The following is a 16,717-nucleotide window of genomic DNA, read 5'->3' as shown; positions in this document are numbered from 1 at the left end:
GGCTCTGCTGGATGTGCGGCTCCGCCGCGTGGGCGCGAGCAACCCGAACCGGCCCGCAGCCGCTACTGCTCCTTGGCGGCCTTCTTCTCCGCCGCGTCCTGAATAACCGCTTCGGCGACCTGCTGCATCGACAGCCGCCGGTCCATCGACGTCTTCTGGATCCACCGGAACGCGGCCGGCTCCGTCAGCCCGTACTGCGTCTGCAGCACGCTCTTCGCACGGTCCACGAGCTTGCGCGTCTCCAGCCGCTGGGCGAGGTCGGCGACCTCCTGCTCCAGCGCCTTGAGCTCCGTGAAGCGGGAGACGGCCATCTCGATGGCCGGGACCACGTCGCTCTTGCTGAATGGCTTGACCAGGTACGCCATGGCGCCCGCGTCGCGGGCCCGCTCGACCAGGTCGCGCTGCGAGAAGGCGGTCAGCATGAGGACCGGCGCGATGGACTCGGCCGCGATCCGCTCCGCGGCGGAGATCCCGTCGAGCACGGGCATCTTGACGTCCATGATCACCAGGTCGGGCCGGTGCTCCCGGGCCAGCTCCACGGCGGCCTCGCCGTCGCCGGCCTCACCGACGACGGAATAACCCTCCTCCTCGAGCATCTCCTTCAGGTCGAGCCGGATGAGGGCCTCGTCCTCGGCGATGACGACCCGGGTCGTGTGGGGAGGGGTGTGCTGCGGCTCGTCGTCGACGGGCGGCTGGGGCTCGGCGGCGCTCACGGGACTCCTCGTCAGTACAGGTGATGCCGTATGAGCCTACCTGCGCGACGCCGCAGACCCCCACAAGGTAAGCTGTCCGGGCTGCACCCGGCCGGGTTGGTGGAATGGCATACACGGATGTCTCAAACACATCTGCCCGAGAGGGCTTGCGGGTTCGAATCCCGCACCCGGCACACAAGGCCGCATCGAGCAGCCGGAGCCGCGCGATGAGTCTGAACGGTCCGGCGATCCGGGCGACCGTCTTCCTCTCGGAGGGGGACACCTGGCAGGGCCGGCCGCTGCACGACGAGATCATCCGCAGGGCCCAGCAGCGCGGACTCGCCGGAGCGACGCTCTCACGGGGCACCGAGGGCTTCGGAAGACCGTCCGCCCTGCACACCGACCGGCTGTTGTCGTTCAGCGACGGTCTGCCGCTGGTGATCACGATGATCGACGTCGAGGACCGCCTCCGCTCCTTCCTGGCCGGTGCCGAACACATGCTGGCCGACTGCCTGGTCGTCCTGGACGAGGTGGACGCCTTCCGCATCGGCGGCGCCGGGGACGGCTGATCAGGCGGCCGTCCCGCTCACGGCGTCCAGCAGAGTGACAGGAGCGTCGATATCGAACACCATGGGCAGCAGTAGGACGTCCGGCGACCGCCGCCGGACAGGCGCCTCAGTTCGCCGGAGCCGCGATGCGCTCCAGCCGCGGGGACGTGATGGCGACGTAGTCCTTGACGCGGAGGGCCATGGACCGGTCGAGGCGCGCGGCATTGAAGAAGATCTCCTCCTTCTCCACCAGCGACGGATCGACGATCAGCTCCAGGTCCGGGTGGAAGGTGAAGGGCAGGATCGTCCCCGCCACGCTGCCCGCCAGACGCTCCGCGGCCTCGGTGTTCGCGAACGACACGTACGTGCCGCCGAGCAGCTGCTTGATGCCGTCGAGGTCGACGCGCGCATCGCCGGGCACCACGGCCAGCACGTACTTGGTGACCTTCTTGCCCAACTTGACCATGACGACGATGCACTTGGCGGCGTCGGCGACGTCGTTCCCCCGCATGGGGCTGACGATCTCGGTACGGCCCTCCGGCTCGTGGTCGATCAGGCGGTACTCGGCACCGTGCCGGTCCAGCAGCTCCACCAGCTTCTCGTACATGCTCTCCGTGACTTCCGTACTCTCCGTGGTTTCCACCGGACACCTCTCAGCCGCCCGACGCGGCGCAGGGAACAGGGCGGGGAGGGTGCCGAGTTGACACTCCCGCCGGGAACGGCCCGTCGGCGACGACCGGCCCGCGGAGCACCATACCGTCCGCGCCCGCGGCTCCGGCGGGACACGGGCGGGCTCACAGCACCGGCGCGATCCGGTCGCGCAGGAGCGTGGGCACCGTGCTCGCCGGGCCTCCCCGGATGATCTGACTGTCGGTCATGATGGCTTTGTCCAGGGCCCGGTGACACACGCAGGCGGCGGGCCGGGACGTCTCGGCGAACCGCATCACGACCCGCTGCGCCGCGGCCACGTTGGCCTCCATGATCTCCGCGACCCCCTGGGCGTCCACCGACGCGTGGCCCGGGTGCCAGCAGTCGTAATCCGTCACGAGTGCGAGCCCCGTGTAACAGAGTTCGGCCTCACGGGCGAGCTTCGCCTCCGGCAGCGCCGTCATGCCGATGACGTCCATCCCCCACGAGCGGTACACCTCGGACTCGGCGCGGGTGGAGAACTGGGGCCCCTCGATGCAGCAGTACGTCCCGGACCCGTGGACCGTGGGGTGCTCCTCGGCGGCCACCCGTTCGAGGAAGGGGCGCAGCCGGCCGCAGTACGGGTCCGCCATGGACACGTGGGCCACCATCCCGTCCCCGAAGAACGAGGCGGGCCGCAGCCCCGAGGTCCGGTCGAAGAGCTGGTCGAGGACGACCATGTCGCCCGGGGCGAAGTCGCCGCGCAGGCTGCCCACGGCGCTGACGCTGATCACTTCACGGACGCCGAGGGACTTCAGCGCGTAGATGTTGGCCCGCGCCGGAACCTGCGACGGGGCGATGCGGTGGCCGCGCCCGTGGCGCGGCAGGAATGCGATGCGGCGGTTCCCGGCCGCGCCCAGGACCAGCGGCCCGCTGGGGTCGCCGTAGGGAGTCCTGAGTTCGGCTTCCGTCACGTCCTGCAGGCCGTCGAAGGCGTAGAGCCCGCTGCCCCCGATGATGCCGAGGTCGGCCGAGTGGAAAGCCGCGCCGCCCGATTCTCGCATGACAGAACCCTCCAGCTGGCATGGTGTGGGCCCGCAACTTAGCAGCGCCCGCGTCCGGTTGCATGACGCAAAGGGGGGCGGGTTCCCCTACAGCTTTGGATGCAGAGAGATATAGAACCTAAGTTCCCTTCAGATCGCTGCGCTTCCTGCCTAGCTTCGTTGTCACAGCAATCCGGGTGATCACAGGCAGAAGGAGTTCGCGTGGCTGCAAACGGCTCTCAGCGCCCCATCATCGCCTTCATGAGCGACCTCGGCACCACGGACGACTCGGTGGCCCAGTGCAAGGGCCTCATGCACAGCATCTGCCCCGGCGTCACGGTGGTGGACGTCTGCCACTCCATGACTCCGTGGGACGTCGAGGAAGGCGCGCGCTACATCGTCGACCTCCCCCGCTTCTTCCCCGAGGGCACGGTGTTCGCCACCACCACCTATCCCGCGACCGGCACCACGACCCGCTCCGTGGCCGTGCGGATCCGGCAGGCCGCCAAGGGCGGCGCCCGCGGCCAGTGGGCCGGCTCCGGCACCGGATTCGAGCGGGCCGAGGGCTCGTACATCTACATCGCGCCCAACAACGGCCTGCTGACCACGGTGCTCGAGGAGCACGGCTACGTCGAGGCGTACGAGGTCACGTCCACCAAGGTCATCCCCGCGAACCCGGAACCGACCTTCTACAGCCGCGAGATGGTGGCCATCCCCTCCGCCCACCTCGCCGCCGGCTTCCCGCTGGCGGAGGTGGGCCGCCGCCTCGACGACAGCGAGATCGTCCGCTTCCACCGGCCCGCGGTCGAGATCTCCGGCGAGACGCTCACCGGCGTCGTCACCGCGATCGACCACCCCTTCGGCAACATCTGGACCAACATCCACCGCGTGGACCTGGAGAAGGCCGGCATCGGCCACGGGAAGCACCTGAAGATCATCCTCGACGACGTCCTGCCGTTCGAGGCCCCCCTCACCCCGACCTTCGCGGACGCCGGGGCGGTCGGCAACATCGCCTTCTACCTCAACAGCCGCGGGTACCTGTCCCTCGCCCGCAACGCCGCCAGCCTCGCCTACCCCTACAACCTGAAGGCCGGCCTGAAGGTCCGCGTGGAAACGCGCTGACGGCCGCTGCGCCGGGCCTGCCGCCGATCCGTATCCGGTCGGCGGCCGGCCCGGCGTCGTATTTCCGCCCGCGCCTGGCCCGCAGAGCCGTGCGCCGACGCCGGCCGGCGCATCGACAGCCCCGCCCACGGCAAGGGGACCGTCGAGCGCATCGTCGTGCTGCGCGGGGCGCTCCGGGTGCGCCCGGTGGAGGCCCCGGTGGAGCTGGACGAGGGCGACTTCGTGACGTTCCCGGCGGACGTGGAGCACTTCTACGAGGCCCTGCGCCCCGGGGTGGACGCGGTGCTTTTCATGACCTATCCGGCGGCCTCGTAGCCGTCGGGCGGGGTCATGACGGACACCACCGGCGGGATCATGCCGCGTTCCACCGCCTTGCGGACCGCCTCGGTGCGGCAGGCGGCGTCCAGCTTCGCGTAGGCGTTGGAGAGGTGGCGCTTGACCGTGCCCTCGGTGATGACCAGGTGGCGGGCGATCTGGGAGTTGCGCATCCCCCGGGCGACGAGGGCCACGATCTCCCGCTCCCGCGCGGTGAGTTGAGGCTCACTCTGCCCCCGCAGGCAGGCCAGGGTGCTCCGGGCCACCGACAGGACGATGCGGTCGGCGCCTTGGACGATGCCCCGAATCGTTCCTGCAAGTTCCTGCGGGGACGCCTGCCGCGGGATGGCCGCCTGGACCCCGGCCGCGAGCAGGCGTCTGACGGCGAGGGGGTCCTCCTGGGCCAGGAGGACGACCACGCGCGCCAGCGGTGCGGCCGCGCGCAGCGTCGTCAGGTCCCCGGGGACGCCGGCCGTCACGCGGTCGACGCCCACGAGCACCACCTCGGGCTGCAGCACCTCGACGGCGCCCGCAGCCTCCTGCGCCGTCGCCGCCTGCGTCACCACGGTGAACGCGTCCTCCGCGGACAGGAAGTGCACGAGCCCCGCCCGGAAAATGACGTTCTCGTCCACGATGGCGATGCCGACGTCCGCCGTTTTCACGAGCGTTGCCGCGGTTCCGCGCGCCGGGCCCCGTGTCATGCGTTCGCAGCCTCCTGCCGGTCGTCGCTTCCGTCGCCCGCCCGCGCGGGCTCGTCCGGGAACCGGTCCAGCAGCGGGCCGCCCCGGCGCACCGCCCTGGCGAGCCAGACCCCCGCCATCTGGGACGTGACGATGGACAGGACCACGAGCGCGCTGAAGAAGCCCTCGCTGATGATGCCGGCGCCGAAGGTGGTGGAGGCGAGCACGATGCCGGGCCCGCCCCGGGCGTTCATCGCCGCGGCGATGTCGGTCGACGTGGTGCGGTCCTGCCCGGCCAGCCTGGCCCCGAACCACACGCTGGTGAACTTGACCACGCAGGCGAGGCCGAGGAACCACAGGAAGAACACGACGTCGAAATGGTGGATCAGGTCCAGCTTCAGCCCGACGATCGCGAAATACACGGGGACGAAGAAGGCGAGTGAGATGGTGCGGAGCGTCTCCCGAGCCTGGTCCCCGCGGTCCGCACCCGCCTCGCACATCCCGGCCGTGAGGGCACCGAATATCGGATCGATACCCAGACCGCTGCAGGCCAGGCAGAGCGCGAACACGAAAATCATCAGGAAAGCCGTGGGACTGCGCTGCGCGAGCAGGTTCCAGCGCATTCCGGCGAGGCCCGCGAAGAGCCTCCGGCCGTAACGGACGAGAAGCAGGAGAAACACGACGGGCGCCACGGTGAAGTAGCACGCCTGCCAGCCGAGCGATTCATCCTTCAGCAAGGTGCCGATTCCGTACGTGTCACCGGACGAGGCGCCCGCTATTCCCATCACGAGGGCGAGCACGACGTACAGGACGACGTCCTCCATCACGGCCACGGTCAGGATGATGCGCGCGAACCTCGTCCGCAGCATGCCGAGGTCCAGCATGATCCGGGAGATCACCGGGATGCTGGTGAGGGCGATGGCGAGCCCGAACACCAGCACCAGCGTGGTCCGGGACCCGTGCGGCCCCGACAGCGTCCCGACGCCGAACGACCGGGCGACCACGAGCCCCACGGTGAACGGCACCAGCAGGCCGGAGAGCGCGACGGACGTGATCGTCCGGCGCTCCTCCCGGGTGGCCCGGCCGTGCAGTTCCGTACCGGTCAGATAGACGAGGAGCAGCAGCCCCGGCTCGTACACGACCCCCAGCGCCGAGGCGGCCGGCCCCTTGGACGGAATCAGGTCCTCCTGAAGTCCCGGCCAGAAGTACCCGAGCACGGTCGGCCCGAGCAGCAGTCCTCCGACGATCTCGCCGATGACCGGCGGCTGTTTCAGCGCCTTGAATGCGTACGCGGTGCTGTGCGCCACGATCACCAGCAGGATCAGCGCAATCAGCACCTGGGCAACTTGGCCTACACTCAGAGACATTCGTACATCCACCCCCGTGACGGCCTGCCGGACACCGATAACTTGATACCGCCGAAAGCGGTGAACCGTCCATGCGGCCAACGGATTTCAACCACCGAGCTCCGCTCCTCAACCCTGCGGTCTCATTCGGAAGTCGGAACCGGCCGGAAACTCCCCCTCCGGGGGGAGCCGGGAATTCAGCAATCAGGCGGATGATGCCGCAACCGAATACGGCGACACTTCCTCCGGAATCCCTGTGACGCAGCCCGACGATGGGAGTGTGCGGTGGGCGCAGTTTCCCCGGAACCGACGCCGGTGGTGTCCGACTTCAAGGTGGCCGACCTGTCGCTGGCGGAGTTCGGCCGCCGTGAGATCGGCTTGGCGGAGCACGAGATGCCGGGCCTGATGGCCCTGCGGGAGGAGTACGCCGCCGCCGGACCGCTGCAGGGCGCCCGGATCACCGGCTCCCTGCACATGACCGTGCAGACCGCGGTACTGATCGAGACGCTCGTGGCGCTCGGCGCGCAGGTGCGGTGGGCGAGCTGCAACATCTTCTCCACGCAGGACCACGCGGCCGCCGCGGTCGCCGTCGGGCCGCACGGCACCCCCGAAGAGCCGCGCGGCGTACCGGTGTTCGCCTGGAAGGGAGAGTCCCTGGAGGACTACTGGCGGTGCACCGAGCGCGCGCTGATCTGGCCGGAGGGCGGCCCCGACCTGATCGTGGACGACGGCGGCGACGCCACGCTGCTGGTGCACAAGGGCGTGGAGTACGAGAAGGCGGGCACGGTCCCGCAGGCGTCCTCCGCCGCCTCGCGGGAGGAGGCCGTGATCCTCGATCTCCTGCGGCGCAGCCTGGCCGAGGACCCGCGGCGCTGGACCACCGTCGCCCAGGGCGTCCGGGGCGTGTCCGAGGAGACCACGACGGGCGTGCTGCGGCTGTACGACATGCACCGCGCGGGGCGTCTGCTCTTCCCCGCGATCAACGTCAACGACTCCGTGACCAAGTCGAAGTTCGACAACCGCTACGGCTGCCGGCACTCGCTCATCGACGGCATCAAGCGCGGCACGGACGTGCTGATCGGCGGGAAGACCGTCGTGGTGTGCGGCTACGGGGACGTGGGCAAGGGATGTGCGGAAGCACTGCGCGGCCAGGGGGCGAAGGTGACCGTGACCGAGGTCGACCCCATCTGTGCGCTCCAGGCCGCCATGGACGGCTACTCCGTGGCCACCCTGGAGGAGATGCTCCCCACGGCCGACATCGTCGTGACGGCCACGGGCAACCGGGACATCGTCAAGGCCGGGCACATGGCCCGCATGAAGCACCAGACCGTCGTGGGCAACATCGGGCACTTCGACAACGAGATCGACATGGCGGGCCTGGAGACCTTCCCGGGGATCCGGCGGGTGACCGTGAAGCCCCAGGTGGACCTGTGGGAGTTCCCCGACGGCCACGCCGTGATCGTGCTGAGCGAGGGGCGGCTGCTCAACCTCGGCAACGCCACCGGGCATCCCAGCTTCGTCATGTCGACGAGCTTCGCCAACCAGGTCATCGCCCAGCTCGAACTCTTCGTCCGCGCCCAGGAGTACCCCGTGGGCGTGCACCGGCTGCCCAAGCACCTCGACGAGAAGGTCGCCCGGCTGCATCTGGAGGCGCTCAACGTGCACCTGACCCGGCTCACGCAGCAACAGGCCGACTACATCGGCGTGTCGCCCGACGGTCCGTTCAAGCCCGACCACTACCGCTACTGAGGCGATGATCCGGCCGGGACGGCGGAAACACGCGCCCGAGCGGTCGGACGACCTTCCGCAGGGGGCCACCATGCATCGTCTGACGGTGTTCGTCAGGACCACCGACACCGCCGGGCACTCCCCGCTGTACGTCGAGATCGTCCGGCACGCACGGCAGCACGGTCTGCGCGGCGCGACCGTGCTGCCCTGCGTCGCGGGCTTCGGCGAGTCCCGGAACCTGCGCCGGCGGCGGGGGCTCGGGCTCGCCCACGACCGTCCGCTGATGCTGCTCTTCGTCGACACCGCCGACCGCATCGCGCTGTTCCGGATGTCCCTGCGGGAGATCGCGCCGGGCAGCCTCGCCGTGCTGGACACCGTGACGACCGCCTGACCGGCGGGACGCTACTGGGCGGCGCGGGCGGGGACGCCCATCAGGCCCGTGCCGTACGCCCGGGCCACCGCCTGGGAGCGGTTGCGCAGGCCCAGCTTGGAGAGCAGCCGCGACACGTGCGACTTCACGGTGGCCTCGCCGAGCGACAGGAACCCGGCGATCTCGCCGTTGGACATCCCGGTGGCCATCAGCCGGAGCACTTCCAGCTCCCGGTCCGTCAGCAGGCCGAAGACGTCGGACGACGCCGGCGCCGTGAAGGCCGTCGAGAGCATCGCCCAGGGCTCCAGCGCGGCGGTGACGGCCGACGGCAGCACGGTGTACCCGCCCGCCACCGCATGGACGGCGGCCACCAGTTGGCGGGGCGTGTCGCTCTTCGCCAGGAACGCCCGGGCCCCGGCGAGCAGACCCCGCAGCGCGGTGGTCGAGTCGAAGGACTGCGCGATGAACACCACTCCGGCCGGGTGGTCCCCGGTGCCGGTCAGCATGCGTCCGATCCGCAGGCCTTCGCCGTGGGGCATGTCCAACTCGACGAACACCACGTCCGGTTGGTACCGGCGCGCGAGCTCGACGGCCTCGTCGACGGTCCCCGCCTCCGCTGCCACGTGAATGTACGCGTCGTCCTCCAGGACCTTCCGCAGGCCCGTGCGGATCAGCAGATTGTGCGCGCACAACAGGACCGTGACCAAGAGACCCCTCCTGAACCGATCAGCACGCGTGGATCCCAGAGCCGGGCCAGGGGATGCCGTCGGAGGCGGTGCCTCGAACGCGTATATACCAGTGTGCACCCGTCCGGAGGGAGAAAAAGCGTGAACTCCGGCCATCATGAGGGGCGTTCACCGGGCACACGGCGGGGGGAGCAAGCGCCGGTGCGTGCACTGTCACGCGCCCTTGCGCAGCGCCTATGCGCCCCACCCCCTCCGGACACCGGGCAGGGGTGAGGCCCTTGGGACCGGCAGGACATGGCTGAAACCTGCAGGTTCCAACGACCAAAACTTGACGTGACGCCGTCAGACCCCACCGGACCCTGCCGCCGCAGGCGCATCGTCCTCCCCGATGTGGTGCACCCGCACCAGGTTGGTGGTCCCGGCCATGCCCGGCGGGGAGCCCGCCGTGATGATGACCATGTCGCCCCTGCGGCAGCGGCCGATCCGCAGCAGGTACTCGTCCACCTGCTCGACCATCTCGTCCGTCGTCTGCACCATCGGGCCCAGGAAGGTCTCGACGCCCCACGTCAGGTTCAGCTGCGAGCGCGTCGCCGGCTCCGGCGTGAACGCCAGCAGCGGGATCGGGGAGCGGTAGCGCGAGAGCCGGCGCACCGTATCACCGGATTGAGTGAAGGCGACCAGGAACTTGGCGCCGAGGAAGTCGCCCATCTCGGCGGCCGCGCGGGCCACCGCGCCGCCCTGGGTGCGGGGTTTGCTGCGCTCGGTCAGCGGGGGGAGCCCCTTCGCCAGGACGTCCTCCTCGGCCGCGCGCACGATGCGGCCCATCGTCTTCACCGTCTCGACGGGGTACTTCCCCACGCTCGTTTCACCCGAGAGCATGACGGCGTCCGTGCCGTCGATCACCGCGTTGGCGACGTCCGAGGCCTCCGCCCGCGTCGGACGCGAGGAGTCGATCATCGAGTCGAGCATCTGCGTCGCGACGATCACCGGCTTGGCGTTCCGCTTCGCCAGCTTGACGGCCCGCTTCTGCACGATCGGGACCGATTCCAGCGGCATTTCGACACCCAGGTCACCGCGGGCGACCATCAGGCCGTCGAAGGCGGCGACGATGCTCTCCAGGTTGTGCACCGCCTGCGGCTTCTCGATCTTGGCGATGACGAAGGCGCGGCGGCCCTCCTCGTCCATGACGCGGTGCACGTGGTCGATGTCGTGGGCGGTGCGCACGAAGGACAGGGCGATGATGTCGATGCCGCTGCGCAGGGCCCAGCGGAGGTCCTCGACGTCCTTCTCCGACAGGGCGGGGACGGAGACGGCGACGCCGGGGAGGTTGAGGCCCTTGTGGTCCGAGACCATGCCGCCCTCGATGACCATGGTCTTCACCCGGGGCCCGTCGACCTCGGTGACCTCCAGGGTGACGCGGCCGTCGTCGACGAGGATGCGCTCGCCCTTGGCGACGTCCCCGGCGAGACCCTCGTAGGTGGTGCCGCACCGGTGCCGGTCGCCCTCGATCTCCTCGACGGTGATGGTGAATTCATCACCGCGTTCAAGGAGTACCGGGCCTTCGCGGAAGCGGCCGAGGCGGATCTTCGGGCCTTGAAGGTCGGCGAGGATGCCGACGTTGCGGCCGGTTTCCTCGGCCGCCTTGCGTACTCGTTGGTACCGCGCCTCGTGCTCGGCGTAGGTGCCGTGGCTGAGGTTGAAGCGGGCGACGTCCATGCCGGCTTCGACGAGGGCCTTGATCTGCTCGTACGAGTCGGTGGCAGGCCCCAGGGTGCAGACGATTTTCGCTCGGCGCATGGCACGACCTTAGGGCCTACCAGTCGGTAGAGAATTGGCGCACCGCAACTCCCCAACGTCCGTTGCGTAAAGGCTTGTTGACAACTTGTGAAACGTGCGGGGGGTCGCTCTGATGAGCACTCGATACGCGGACTCAGAGAACCGGTCGGGTCATCGTAAAGCGCGCGTTGACGTGGGCGTAAACGGTCTGGCGCTGCGGTTCGAGGTCGAGAGCGGGGGCGGGCGCGGGAGCGGCTCCGCCGTAGGCGGCGCGCATCACTCCACCGGGGGCCGGGGGCAACCCGGGCTGGACGCTGTTCTCGGCACCCGTGTCGGCGATTTCGACGACGGCGGCGAGTTCCGCGCCGAGGGCCGCGGCGTATTCGCGGGCGCGCTGGACGGCTTCGCGGACCGCCTGCTGCCGGGCCTCGCGATACGCGGGCGAGTGGGGGCGCAATGCCCACCAGGGCCCGTCGACACGGGTGAGGTCGAGGTCGGCGAGGCGCGTGGTGAGTTCACCCAGGGCGGTGAAGTCGTTGAGCGTCGCGGTGAGGTGGACGGTGCCGTGATAGGCGCGGACGCGCTCGTGGCGGCCGCGCTCGGTGAGCTGCGGGGTGATGGAGAAGGAGCCGGTCTCGAGCTCCTCGACCTCGCTGCCGTAGCTGCGGATCAGGTCGATGACGTACTGGTTGCGGCGGGTCAGGTCGTCGAGGGCGGAGCGGCGGTCGGTGCCGCGGGCGTTGACGGAGATGCCGATGCGGGCGATCTCGGGGTCGACCTCCAGCCGGGCCTCGCCGCGGACGGCGATGCGGGGGACGTCCGGGGTACCGTACGGGAGGTGGGCCTGGCCTGCGGGGATCGTGTGTTCGGTCATGCGGGCCAGGGTGTGCCGGGGAGTCACCGGATTGCAACCTGGCGAGGGTGGTGCAGGACAGGTTGCCCGGTCACAATCTACGCGCGTTGTAGGCATGGTGAGCTGATACGGATGGGGAGAACGTATGCCGATCGACCGCAGGGACTTTCTGGGGCGTACCGCTGCAACCGGGGCGGGGGTGGCGCTCGCGGGAGGGCTGGGGGCTCCTGCGGCCGTGGCCGCGGAGGCCGGGCCGGACCGCTCCGGGGACAGGAAGAAGCGCTTTGCGCTGACCGTGATGGGCACCACGGACCTGCACGGCAATGTCTTCGACTGGGACTACTTCACCGACGCCCGGTTCGAGGACAAGGCGCACAACGACGTGGGCCTGGCCAAGATTTCGACACTGGTGAACCGGGTCCGCGAGGAGAAGGGGCGCCGCAACACCCTGCTCATCGACGCGGGCGACACGATTCAGGGCACCCAGCTGTCGTACTACTACGCACGGGTGGAGCCGATCACGAAGGCGCACGGTCCGGTGCACCCGATGGCGGCGGCGATGAATGCGATCGGCTACGACGCCGCGGCCGTCGGCAATCACGAGTTCAATTACGGCATTCCGGTGCTGCGGAAGTTCGAGGAGCAGTGCCGTTTTCCCCTGCTGGCGGCGAATGCGCTCGATGCGAAGACGATGAAGCCCGCGTTCCGGCCGTACGTGATCAAGCGGGTGCACACGCCGCACGGCCGTGACGTGCGGGTGGCGATTCTGGGTCTGACGAATCCGGGGATCGCGATCTGGGACAAGGCCAATGTGCAGGGCAGGATGCTTTTCCCGGGCCTGGAGGAGCAGGCGGCGAAGTGGGTGCCGAAGCTGCGGTCGATGGGCGCGGACGTGGTGATCGTGGCCGCGCACGCGGGGGCGAGCGGCACCTCGTCGTACGGTGACCAGCTGCCGTACATCGAGAACTCGGCGGCCCTGGTCGCCGAGAAGGTGCCGGGCATCGACGCGGTGCTGGTGGGCCACGCACACGTCGAGATTCCCGAACTCCGGGTGACGAACAAGGCGACGGGCAAGCAGGTCGTGCTGTCCGAGCCGCTCAAGTGGGGCCAGCGGCTGACGGTGTTCGACTTCGCCCTCGTGTGGGAGCGGGGCCGGTGGCACGTGGAGTCGGCGTCGGCGAAGGTGCTGAACTCCAACACGGTGCCCGAGGACAAGAAGATCACCGGTCTCCTCACCGGGCAGCACCGCAAGGTGGTGGCCTATGTGAACCAGGTGATCGGCACGTCCTCGGCGGCGATGAGCGCGGCGGAGGCCCCGTACAAGGACACGCCCATCATCAAGCTCATCAACCACGTGCAGGCCGAGACGGTGAAGGCGGCGCTGGCGGGGACGCAGTACGCCGCGCTGCCGGTGCTGTCGCAGGCGTCGTGCTTCTCCCGGTCGGCCGCCGTACCGGCGGGGAAGGTGACGATCCGGGAGGCGGCCGGGCTGTACCCGTTCGAGAACACGCTGGAGGCACGCCTGATGACGGGCGCGCAGCTGCGCGCGTACCTGGAGTTCTCGGCGCACTACTACGCACGGACCGCGGCCGGCGCGCCCGTCGACCCGGCGAAGCTGACGAACGCCGAATCGATTCCGGACTTCAATTACGACGTCGTCAGCGGCCTCTCGTACGAGATCGACATCGCGAAGGCTCCGGGCGAGCGGATCGCGAAGCTGTCGTTCGACGGCAAGCCGCTGGACGATGCGGCGCAGTTCGTGCTGGCGGTGAACAACTACCGGGCCGGCGGCGGCGGGAACTTCCCGCATGTGGCCAAGGCCAAGCAGCTGTGGGCGAATTCGGAGGAGATCCGTAACACGATCATCAACTGGACGAAGGCGCAGGGGGCGGTCGACGTGAGCCGGTTCGCCTCAGTGGACTGGAAGCTGACGCGGGATGGCGTTCCGGTTTTCTGACGCGGGGTGCTGGGGCCGCGACACGAGCCGCGGCTCCAGGCCGAAGGTGGTGAAGGCGGTGCGGTCCGGGAGGGGGTAGGCGGGCTTCCCCGTGACGGCGTTGAGGATGGTGGCGCTGCGCCAGGCGGCGAGGCCGAGGTCGGGGGCGCCGACGCCATGGGTGTGGAGCTCGGCGTTCTGCACGTGGACGGCGCCCTTGACGAGGGGGTCGAGGACGAGGCGGTGGTGCTCGTCGATGCGGGGGCGGCCGCTGGAGTCGCGGCGGATGTACGGGTCCAGCGCGGCGAGCAGGGTCTCGACGCGGCGCTCGCGGTAGCCGGTGGCGAGGACGACGGCGTCGGTGGTGAGACGTGAGCGGGCGTTCTGCTGGGTGTGTTCGAGGTGGAGCTCGACGCGGGTGGTGCCGACGCGCCCCGCGGTGCGGACGAAGACTCCCGGGGTGAGGGTGGCGTCGGGCCAGCCGCCGTGCAGGCTGCGGCGGTAGAGCTCGTCGTGGATGGCCGTGATCGTGTCGGGGGCGATGCCCTTGTGGAGCTGCCACTGCTGGGGCAGGAGCTGGTCGCGTACGCCCTCGGGGAGCGCGCGGAAGTAGTGCGTGTAGTCGGGCGTGAAGTGTTCGAGCCCGAGCTTGCTGTACTCCATGGGCGCGAAGGCGGCGGTACGGGCGAGCCAGTGGAGCTTCTCGCGCCCGGCCGGCCGCTGCCGCAGCAGGTCGAGGAAGATCTCGGCGCCGGACTGGCCCGAGCCGATGACGGTGATGTGCTCGGCGGCGAGCAGCCGTTCGCGGTGGGCGAGGTAGTCGGCGGAGTGGATGACGGGGACGGCGGGCGCCTCGGCCAGGGGGCGCAGCGGCTCGGGGACGTAGGGGGCGGTGCCGACGCCGAGGACGAGGCTGCGGGTGTAGGCGCGGCCGAGGGCCTCGGCCTCGCCCTCGCGGTCGAGCTGGGTGTAGTCGATCTCGAAGAGGACGCGCTCGGGGTTCCAGCGGACGGCGTCGATCTGGTGGTCGAAGTGCAGGGTGTCGAGGTTCTCGCTGACCCAGCGGCAGTAGGCGTCGTACTCGGCGCGCTGGATGTGCTGGCGCTCGGCGAAGTAGAAGGGGTAGAGGCGCTCGCGGGTCCTCAGGTAGTTGAGGAAGCTCCAGGGGCTGGTGGGGTCGGCGAGGGTGACGAGGTCGGCGAGGAAGGGGACCTGCACGGTCGTGCCCTCGATGAGCAGGCCGGGGTGCCACTGGAAGGCGGTGTTCTGGTCGTAGAAGGCCGCGCGGAGGTCCGGCAGGGGGTGGGCGAGGGCCGCGAGCGAGAGGTTGAACGGGCCGATGCCGATGCCGGCCAGATCCAGGGGCTGGTCGGCGGCCGACGGGGCGGGCTGCTGGGGGGTGGTCATCCGGTGGTGTGGCCTTCCACGAGTTCCAGGAGGTTGCGGAGGTCGTCGGTGCGGGTGTGGGGGTTGAGCAGGGTGGCCTTGAGCCAGAGGCCTTCGGGGGTGGTGGCGCGGCCGAGGACGGCGTGGCCGTGGTGGAGCAGGCGGCGGCGGAGGCTGCCGGTGGAGCGGTCGTCGGAGTTCGCGGGGCGGAAGAGGACGGTGCTGAGGGTGGGGCGGGAGTGGAGGTCGAAGGAGGGGTGGGCGTCGACGAGGTCGGCGAGGCGGTGGGCCAGGGTGCAGACGCGCTCGATGAGTTCGCCGAGCCCCGTGCGGCCGAGGGCGCGGAGGGTGACGGCGATCTTGAGGATGTCGGGGCGGCGGGTGGTGCGCAGGGAACGGTGGAGCAGGTCGGGGTGGCCCGCGGCGATGTCGTCGTGGGCGTTGAGGTAGTCGGCCCGGTGGCCGAGGGGGGCCAGGACCTCGCTGCCGGGGACGGCGAGGAGGCCCGCGGCGATCGGCTGCCAGCCGAGCTTGTGCAGGTCGAGGGTGATGCTGTCGGCGCGGTCGAGGCCGGCGAGGGCGGGGCGGAGGGTGTCGCTGAAGAGGAGCGGCCCGCCGTAGGAGGCGTCGATGTGGAGGGGGACGCCGCGGGCGGCGCAGACGTCGGCGATGCCGGGCAGCGGATCGATGAGGCCGGCGTCGGTGGTGCCCGCGGTGGCGACGACGAGCCGGGGGGCATCGGTGTGGTGCTCGCCGAGGGCCTTGTCGAGGTCGGTGGGGTCGATGGTGCCGGTGGGGGTGGGGAGGATGTGGGGGACGGGGAGGCCGAGGAGCCAGGCGGCGCGGGAGATGCTGTGGTGGGCGTTGGCCCCGCAGACGACGTGCAGCGGCCGGTGGGCGCAGGTGCGGGCGTTCTCCCGGGCGAGCAGCAGGGCGAGCTGGTTGGACTCGGTGCCGCCGGTGGTGACGAGGGCGTCGGGGGCGGGGCGCCGGGGGTAGGCGAGGGCGGCGAGCGCGCGGGTGGTGAGGGCCTCCAGGGCGGTCGCGGAGGGGGCCTGGTCCCAGGAGTCGAGCGAGGGGTTGAGCGCGCAGGCGGCGAGGTCGGCCGCGGCGGCGACGGCGAGGGCGGGGCCGTGCAGATGGGCGGCGCAGTGCGGGTCGGCGGGATCGGCCGCCCCCTCGGCGAGCGCCTGGACGAGGGTGCGCAGGGCTTCGTGCGGCCCGGTGCCGTGCTCGGGGAGGACGGGCGTGGCGGCGGCGGTGATGCGGGCGTCGACCGCCGGGGGTCCGCCGGCCGGGAGCGGGCCGCCGCGGGCGGTGGCCCCGCGGGCGAGGGCGTGCAGGGCGGTGTCGACGAGGGGGCGCAGGGCGCGAGTTCCCTGGGCGCCGCCCGCGAGCGCTGCGGGGGAATGGTCGGCGGCGGGCGCAGGCATGGTGGACTTGCCCCTTTTTGGGTTGACTTATGGCGGGCAGGCCCGGGCATCGGCCCGGGCCTGCACGAACGGCCACAAGCTACCGAGCGCGCACGGCCGGTAACCCCCTGGTGGAAGGTGGTTCGCCCGATGGTGGTACTTCCCCCTTGGTGGGGTACGGCGTGCGACTTCGACTA

16 protein-coding genes and 1 tRNA gene are annotated in these 16,717 nt (G+C 70.4%); 7 read left to right on the top strand and 10 right to left on the bottom strand.

The genetic code is table 11. The annotated features are described in order from the left end of the window. Positions 1–62: 62 nt before the first annotated feature. A complete protein-coding gene (locus ACLHRZ_RS27580; RefSeq protein WP_490421242.1) occupies positions 63–713 on the bottom strand; it encodes an ANTAR domain-containing response regulator in 651 nt (216 codons plus the stop codon). A gap of 90 nt (positions 714–803) precedes the next feature. On the opposite strand from ACLHRZ_RS27580, the gene ACLHRZ_RS27575 reads away from it, so the two are divergent. Both ACLHRZ_RS27575 and ACLHRZ_RS27570 read left to right on the top strand, forming a co-directional pair. After that, positions 804–886: transfer RNA gene (locus ACLHRZ_RS27575), tRNA-Leu, on the top strand. Between the two features lie 33 nt (positions 887–919). Beyond that, positions 920–1,261 (top strand): DUF190 domain-containing protein, encoded by a 342-nt coding sequence (locus ACLHRZ_RS27570; RefSeq protein ID WP_490421241.1) that lies wholly within the window; start codon positions 920–922, stop codon positions 1,259–1,261. Positions 1,262–1,367: 106 nt separating this feature from the next. On the opposite strand, the gene ACLHRZ_RS27565 is transcribed toward ACLHRZ_RS27570, so the two are convergent. Both ACLHRZ_RS27565 and mtnP read right to left on the bottom strand, forming a co-directional pair. Continuing rightward, positions 1,368–1,847 (bottom strand): YbaK/EbsC family protein, encoded by a 480-nt coding sequence (locus tag ACLHRZ_RS27565; protein ID WP_490421262.1) that lies wholly within the window; start codon positions 1,845–1,847, stop codon positions 1,368–1,370. 187 nt (positions 1,848–2,034) lie between these two features. Then, the gene (gene mtnP / locus ACLHRZ_RS27560) at positions 2,035–2,931 is read right to left on the bottom strand and encodes an S-methyl-5'-thioadenosine phosphorylase (protein WP_490421240.1); all 897 of its coding nucleotides are present in this window, start codon (positions 2,929–2,931) and stop codon (positions 2,035–2,037) included. A gap of 201 nt (positions 2,932–3,132) precedes the next feature. On the opposite strand from mtnP, the gene ACLHRZ_RS27555 reads away from it, so the two are divergent. Continuing rightward, positions 3,133–4,032 (top strand): adenosyl-fluoride synthase, encoded by a 900-nt coding sequence (locus ACLHRZ_RS27555; RefSeq protein WP_490421239.1) that lies wholly within the window; start codon positions 3,133–3,135, stop codon positions 4,030–4,032. 6 nt (positions 4,033–4,038) lie between these two features. Beyond that, on the top strand, positions 4,039–4,347 hold the full coding sequence (locus tag ACLHRZ_RS27550) for a cupin domain-containing protein (protein WP_490421261.1): 309 nt from the start codon (positions 4,039–4,041) through the stop codon (positions 4,345–4,347). On the opposite strand, the gene ACLHRZ_RS27545 is transcribed toward ACLHRZ_RS27550, so the two are convergent. Together ACLHRZ_RS27545 and ACLHRZ_RS27540 are read right to left on the bottom strand one after the other, a co-directional pair. Further along, on the bottom strand, positions 4,329–5,048 hold the full coding sequence (locus tag ACLHRZ_RS27545) for a LuxR C-terminal-related transcriptional regulator (protein WP_490421238.1): 720 nt from the start codon (positions 5,046–5,048) through the stop codon (positions 4,329–4,331). The two genes, ACLHRZ_RS27550 and ACLHRZ_RS27545, sit on opposite strands and share 19 nt — an antisense overlap. Continuing rightward, positions 5,045–6,394: a cation:proton antiporter gene (locus ACLHRZ_RS27540; RefSeq protein ID WP_490421237.1), complete on the bottom strand. Its 1,350-nt coding sequence runs from the start codon at positions 6,392–6,394 to the stop codon at positions 5,045–5,047. The genes ACLHRZ_RS27545 and ACLHRZ_RS27540 overlap by 4 nt, the downstream gene beginning before the upstream one ends. Before the next feature lie 294 nt (positions 6,395–6,688). Here ACLHRZ_RS27540 and ahcY point away from each other — a divergent pair, with 294 nt between their 5' ends. Both ahcY and ACLHRZ_RS27530 read left to right on the top strand, forming a co-directional pair. Beyond that, positions 6,689–8,122, top strand: coding sequence for an adenosylhomocysteinase (gene ahcY / locus ACLHRZ_RS27535; protein ID WP_490421260.1), 1,434 nt, complete (start codon positions 6,689–6,691; stop codon positions 8,120–8,122). 70 nt (positions 8,123–8,192) lie between these two features. Next, positions 8,193–8,492: a DUF190 domain-containing protein gene (locus ACLHRZ_RS27530; protein WP_490421236.1), complete on the top strand. Its 300-nt coding sequence runs from the start codon at positions 8,193–8,195 to the stop codon at positions 8,490–8,492. Between the two features lie 11 nt (positions 8,493–8,503). On the opposite strand, the gene ACLHRZ_RS27525 is transcribed toward ACLHRZ_RS27530, so the two are convergent. The 3 genes from ACLHRZ_RS27525 to ACLHRZ_RS27515 form a co-directional block, all read right to left on the bottom strand. After that, positions 8,504–9,178, bottom strand: a complete 675-nt coding sequence (locus ACLHRZ_RS27525) for a LuxR C-terminal-related transcriptional regulator (protein ID WP_490421235.1) — start codon at positions 9,176–9,178, stop codon at positions 8,504–8,506. Positions 9,179–9,499: 321 nt separating this feature from the next. After that, positions 9,500–10,954: a pyruvate kinase gene (gene pyk / locus ACLHRZ_RS27520; RefSeq protein WP_490421234.1), complete on the bottom strand. Its 1,455-nt coding sequence runs from the start codon at positions 10,952–10,954 to the stop codon at positions 9,500–9,502. A gap of 133 nt (positions 10,955–11,087) precedes the next feature. Next, positions 11,088–11,807, bottom strand: a complete 720-nt coding sequence (locus ACLHRZ_RS27515) for an SIMPL domain-containing protein (protein WP_490421233.1) — start codon at positions 11,805–11,807, stop codon at positions 11,088–11,090. Positions 11,808–11,931: 124 nt separating this feature from the next. Between ACLHRZ_RS27515 and ACLHRZ_RS27510 the strand changes: the two genes are divergently transcribed. Continuing rightward, entirely contained in the window at positions 11,932–13,743 is a 1,812-nt protein-coding gene (locus ACLHRZ_RS27510) for a bifunctional metallophosphatase/5'-nucleotidase (RefSeq protein ID WP_490421232.1), read from the top strand. Here ACLHRZ_RS27510 and ACLHRZ_RS27505 read toward each other — a convergent pair. Both ACLHRZ_RS27505 and ACLHRZ_RS27500 read right to left on the bottom strand, forming a co-directional pair. Then, positions 13,699–15,129 carry a lysine N(6)-hydroxylase/L-ornithine N(5)-oxygenase family protein gene (locus ACLHRZ_RS27505; RefSeq protein ID WP_490421231.1) on the bottom strand — a complete coding sequence of 477 codons (1,431 nt, stop codon included), beginning with the start codon at positions 15,127–15,129 and terminating at the stop codon, positions 13,699–13,701. The two genes, ACLHRZ_RS27510 and ACLHRZ_RS27505, sit on opposite strands and share 45 nt — an antisense overlap. Continuing rightward, complete coding sequence (locus ACLHRZ_RS27500) at positions 15,126–16,541, bottom strand: pyridoxal phosphate-dependent decarboxylase family protein (protein ID WP_490421230.1); 1,416 nt, start codon at positions 16,539–16,541, stop codon at positions 15,126–15,128. The genes ACLHRZ_RS27505 and ACLHRZ_RS27500 overlap by 4 nt, the downstream gene beginning before the upstream one ends. Positions 16,542–16,717: the final 176 nt, after the last annotated feature.

Source organism: Streptomyces sp. AM25 (assembly GCF_058146165.1).
Note: the sequence above shows the minus strand (reverse complement) of the source record. Positions and strands in the feature narration are given on the sequence as shown.

Excerpts from the sequence above, each read along its gene's own strand:
- pyk (WP_490421234.1), bottom strand. The coding sequence starts at position 10,954 with ATGCGCCGAGCGAAAATCGTCTGCACCCTGGGGCCTGCCACCGACTCG.
- ACLHRZ_RS27540 (WP_490421237.1), bottom strand. The coding sequence starts at position 6,394 with ATGTCTCTGAGTGTAGGCCAAGTTGCCCAGGTGCTGATTGCGCTGATC.
- ACLHRZ_RS27510 (WP_490421232.1), top strand. The coding sequence starts at position 11,932 with ATGCCGATCGACCGCAGGGACTTTCTGGGGCGTACCGCTGCAACCGGG.
- ACLHRZ_RS27565 (WP_490421262.1), bottom strand. The coding sequence starts at position 1,847 with ATGTACGAGAAGCTGGTGGAGCTGCTGGACCGGCACGGTGCCGAGTAC.
- mtnP (WP_490421240.1), bottom strand. The coding sequence starts at position 2,931 with ATGCGAGAATCGGGCGGCGCGGCTTTCCACTCGGCCGACCTCGGCATC.
- ACLHRZ_RS27530 (WP_490421236.1), top strand. The coding sequence starts at position 8,193 with ATGCATCGTCTGACGGTGTTCGTCAGGACCACCGACACCGCCGGGCAC.
- ACLHRZ_RS27505 (WP_490421231.1), bottom strand. The coding sequence starts at position 15,129 with ATGACCACCCCCCAGCAGCCCGCCCCGTCGGCCGCCGACCAGCCCCTG.
- ACLHRZ_RS27515 (WP_490421233.1), bottom strand. The coding sequence starts at position 11,807 with ATGACCGAACACACGATCCCCGCAGGCCAGGCCCACCTCCCGTACGGT.
- ACLHRZ_RS27570 (WP_490421241.1), top strand. The coding sequence starts at position 920 with ATGAGTCTGAACGGTCCGGCGATCCGGGCGACCGTCTTCCTCTCGGAG.
- ACLHRZ_RS27500 (WP_490421230.1), bottom strand. The coding sequence starts at position 16,541 with ATGCCTGCGCCCGCCGCCGACCATTCCCCCGCAGCGCTCGCGGGCGGC.
- ACLHRZ_RS27545 (WP_490421238.1), bottom strand. The coding sequence starts at position 5,048 with ATGACACGGGGCCCGGCGCGCGGAACCGCGGCAACGCTCGTGAAAACG.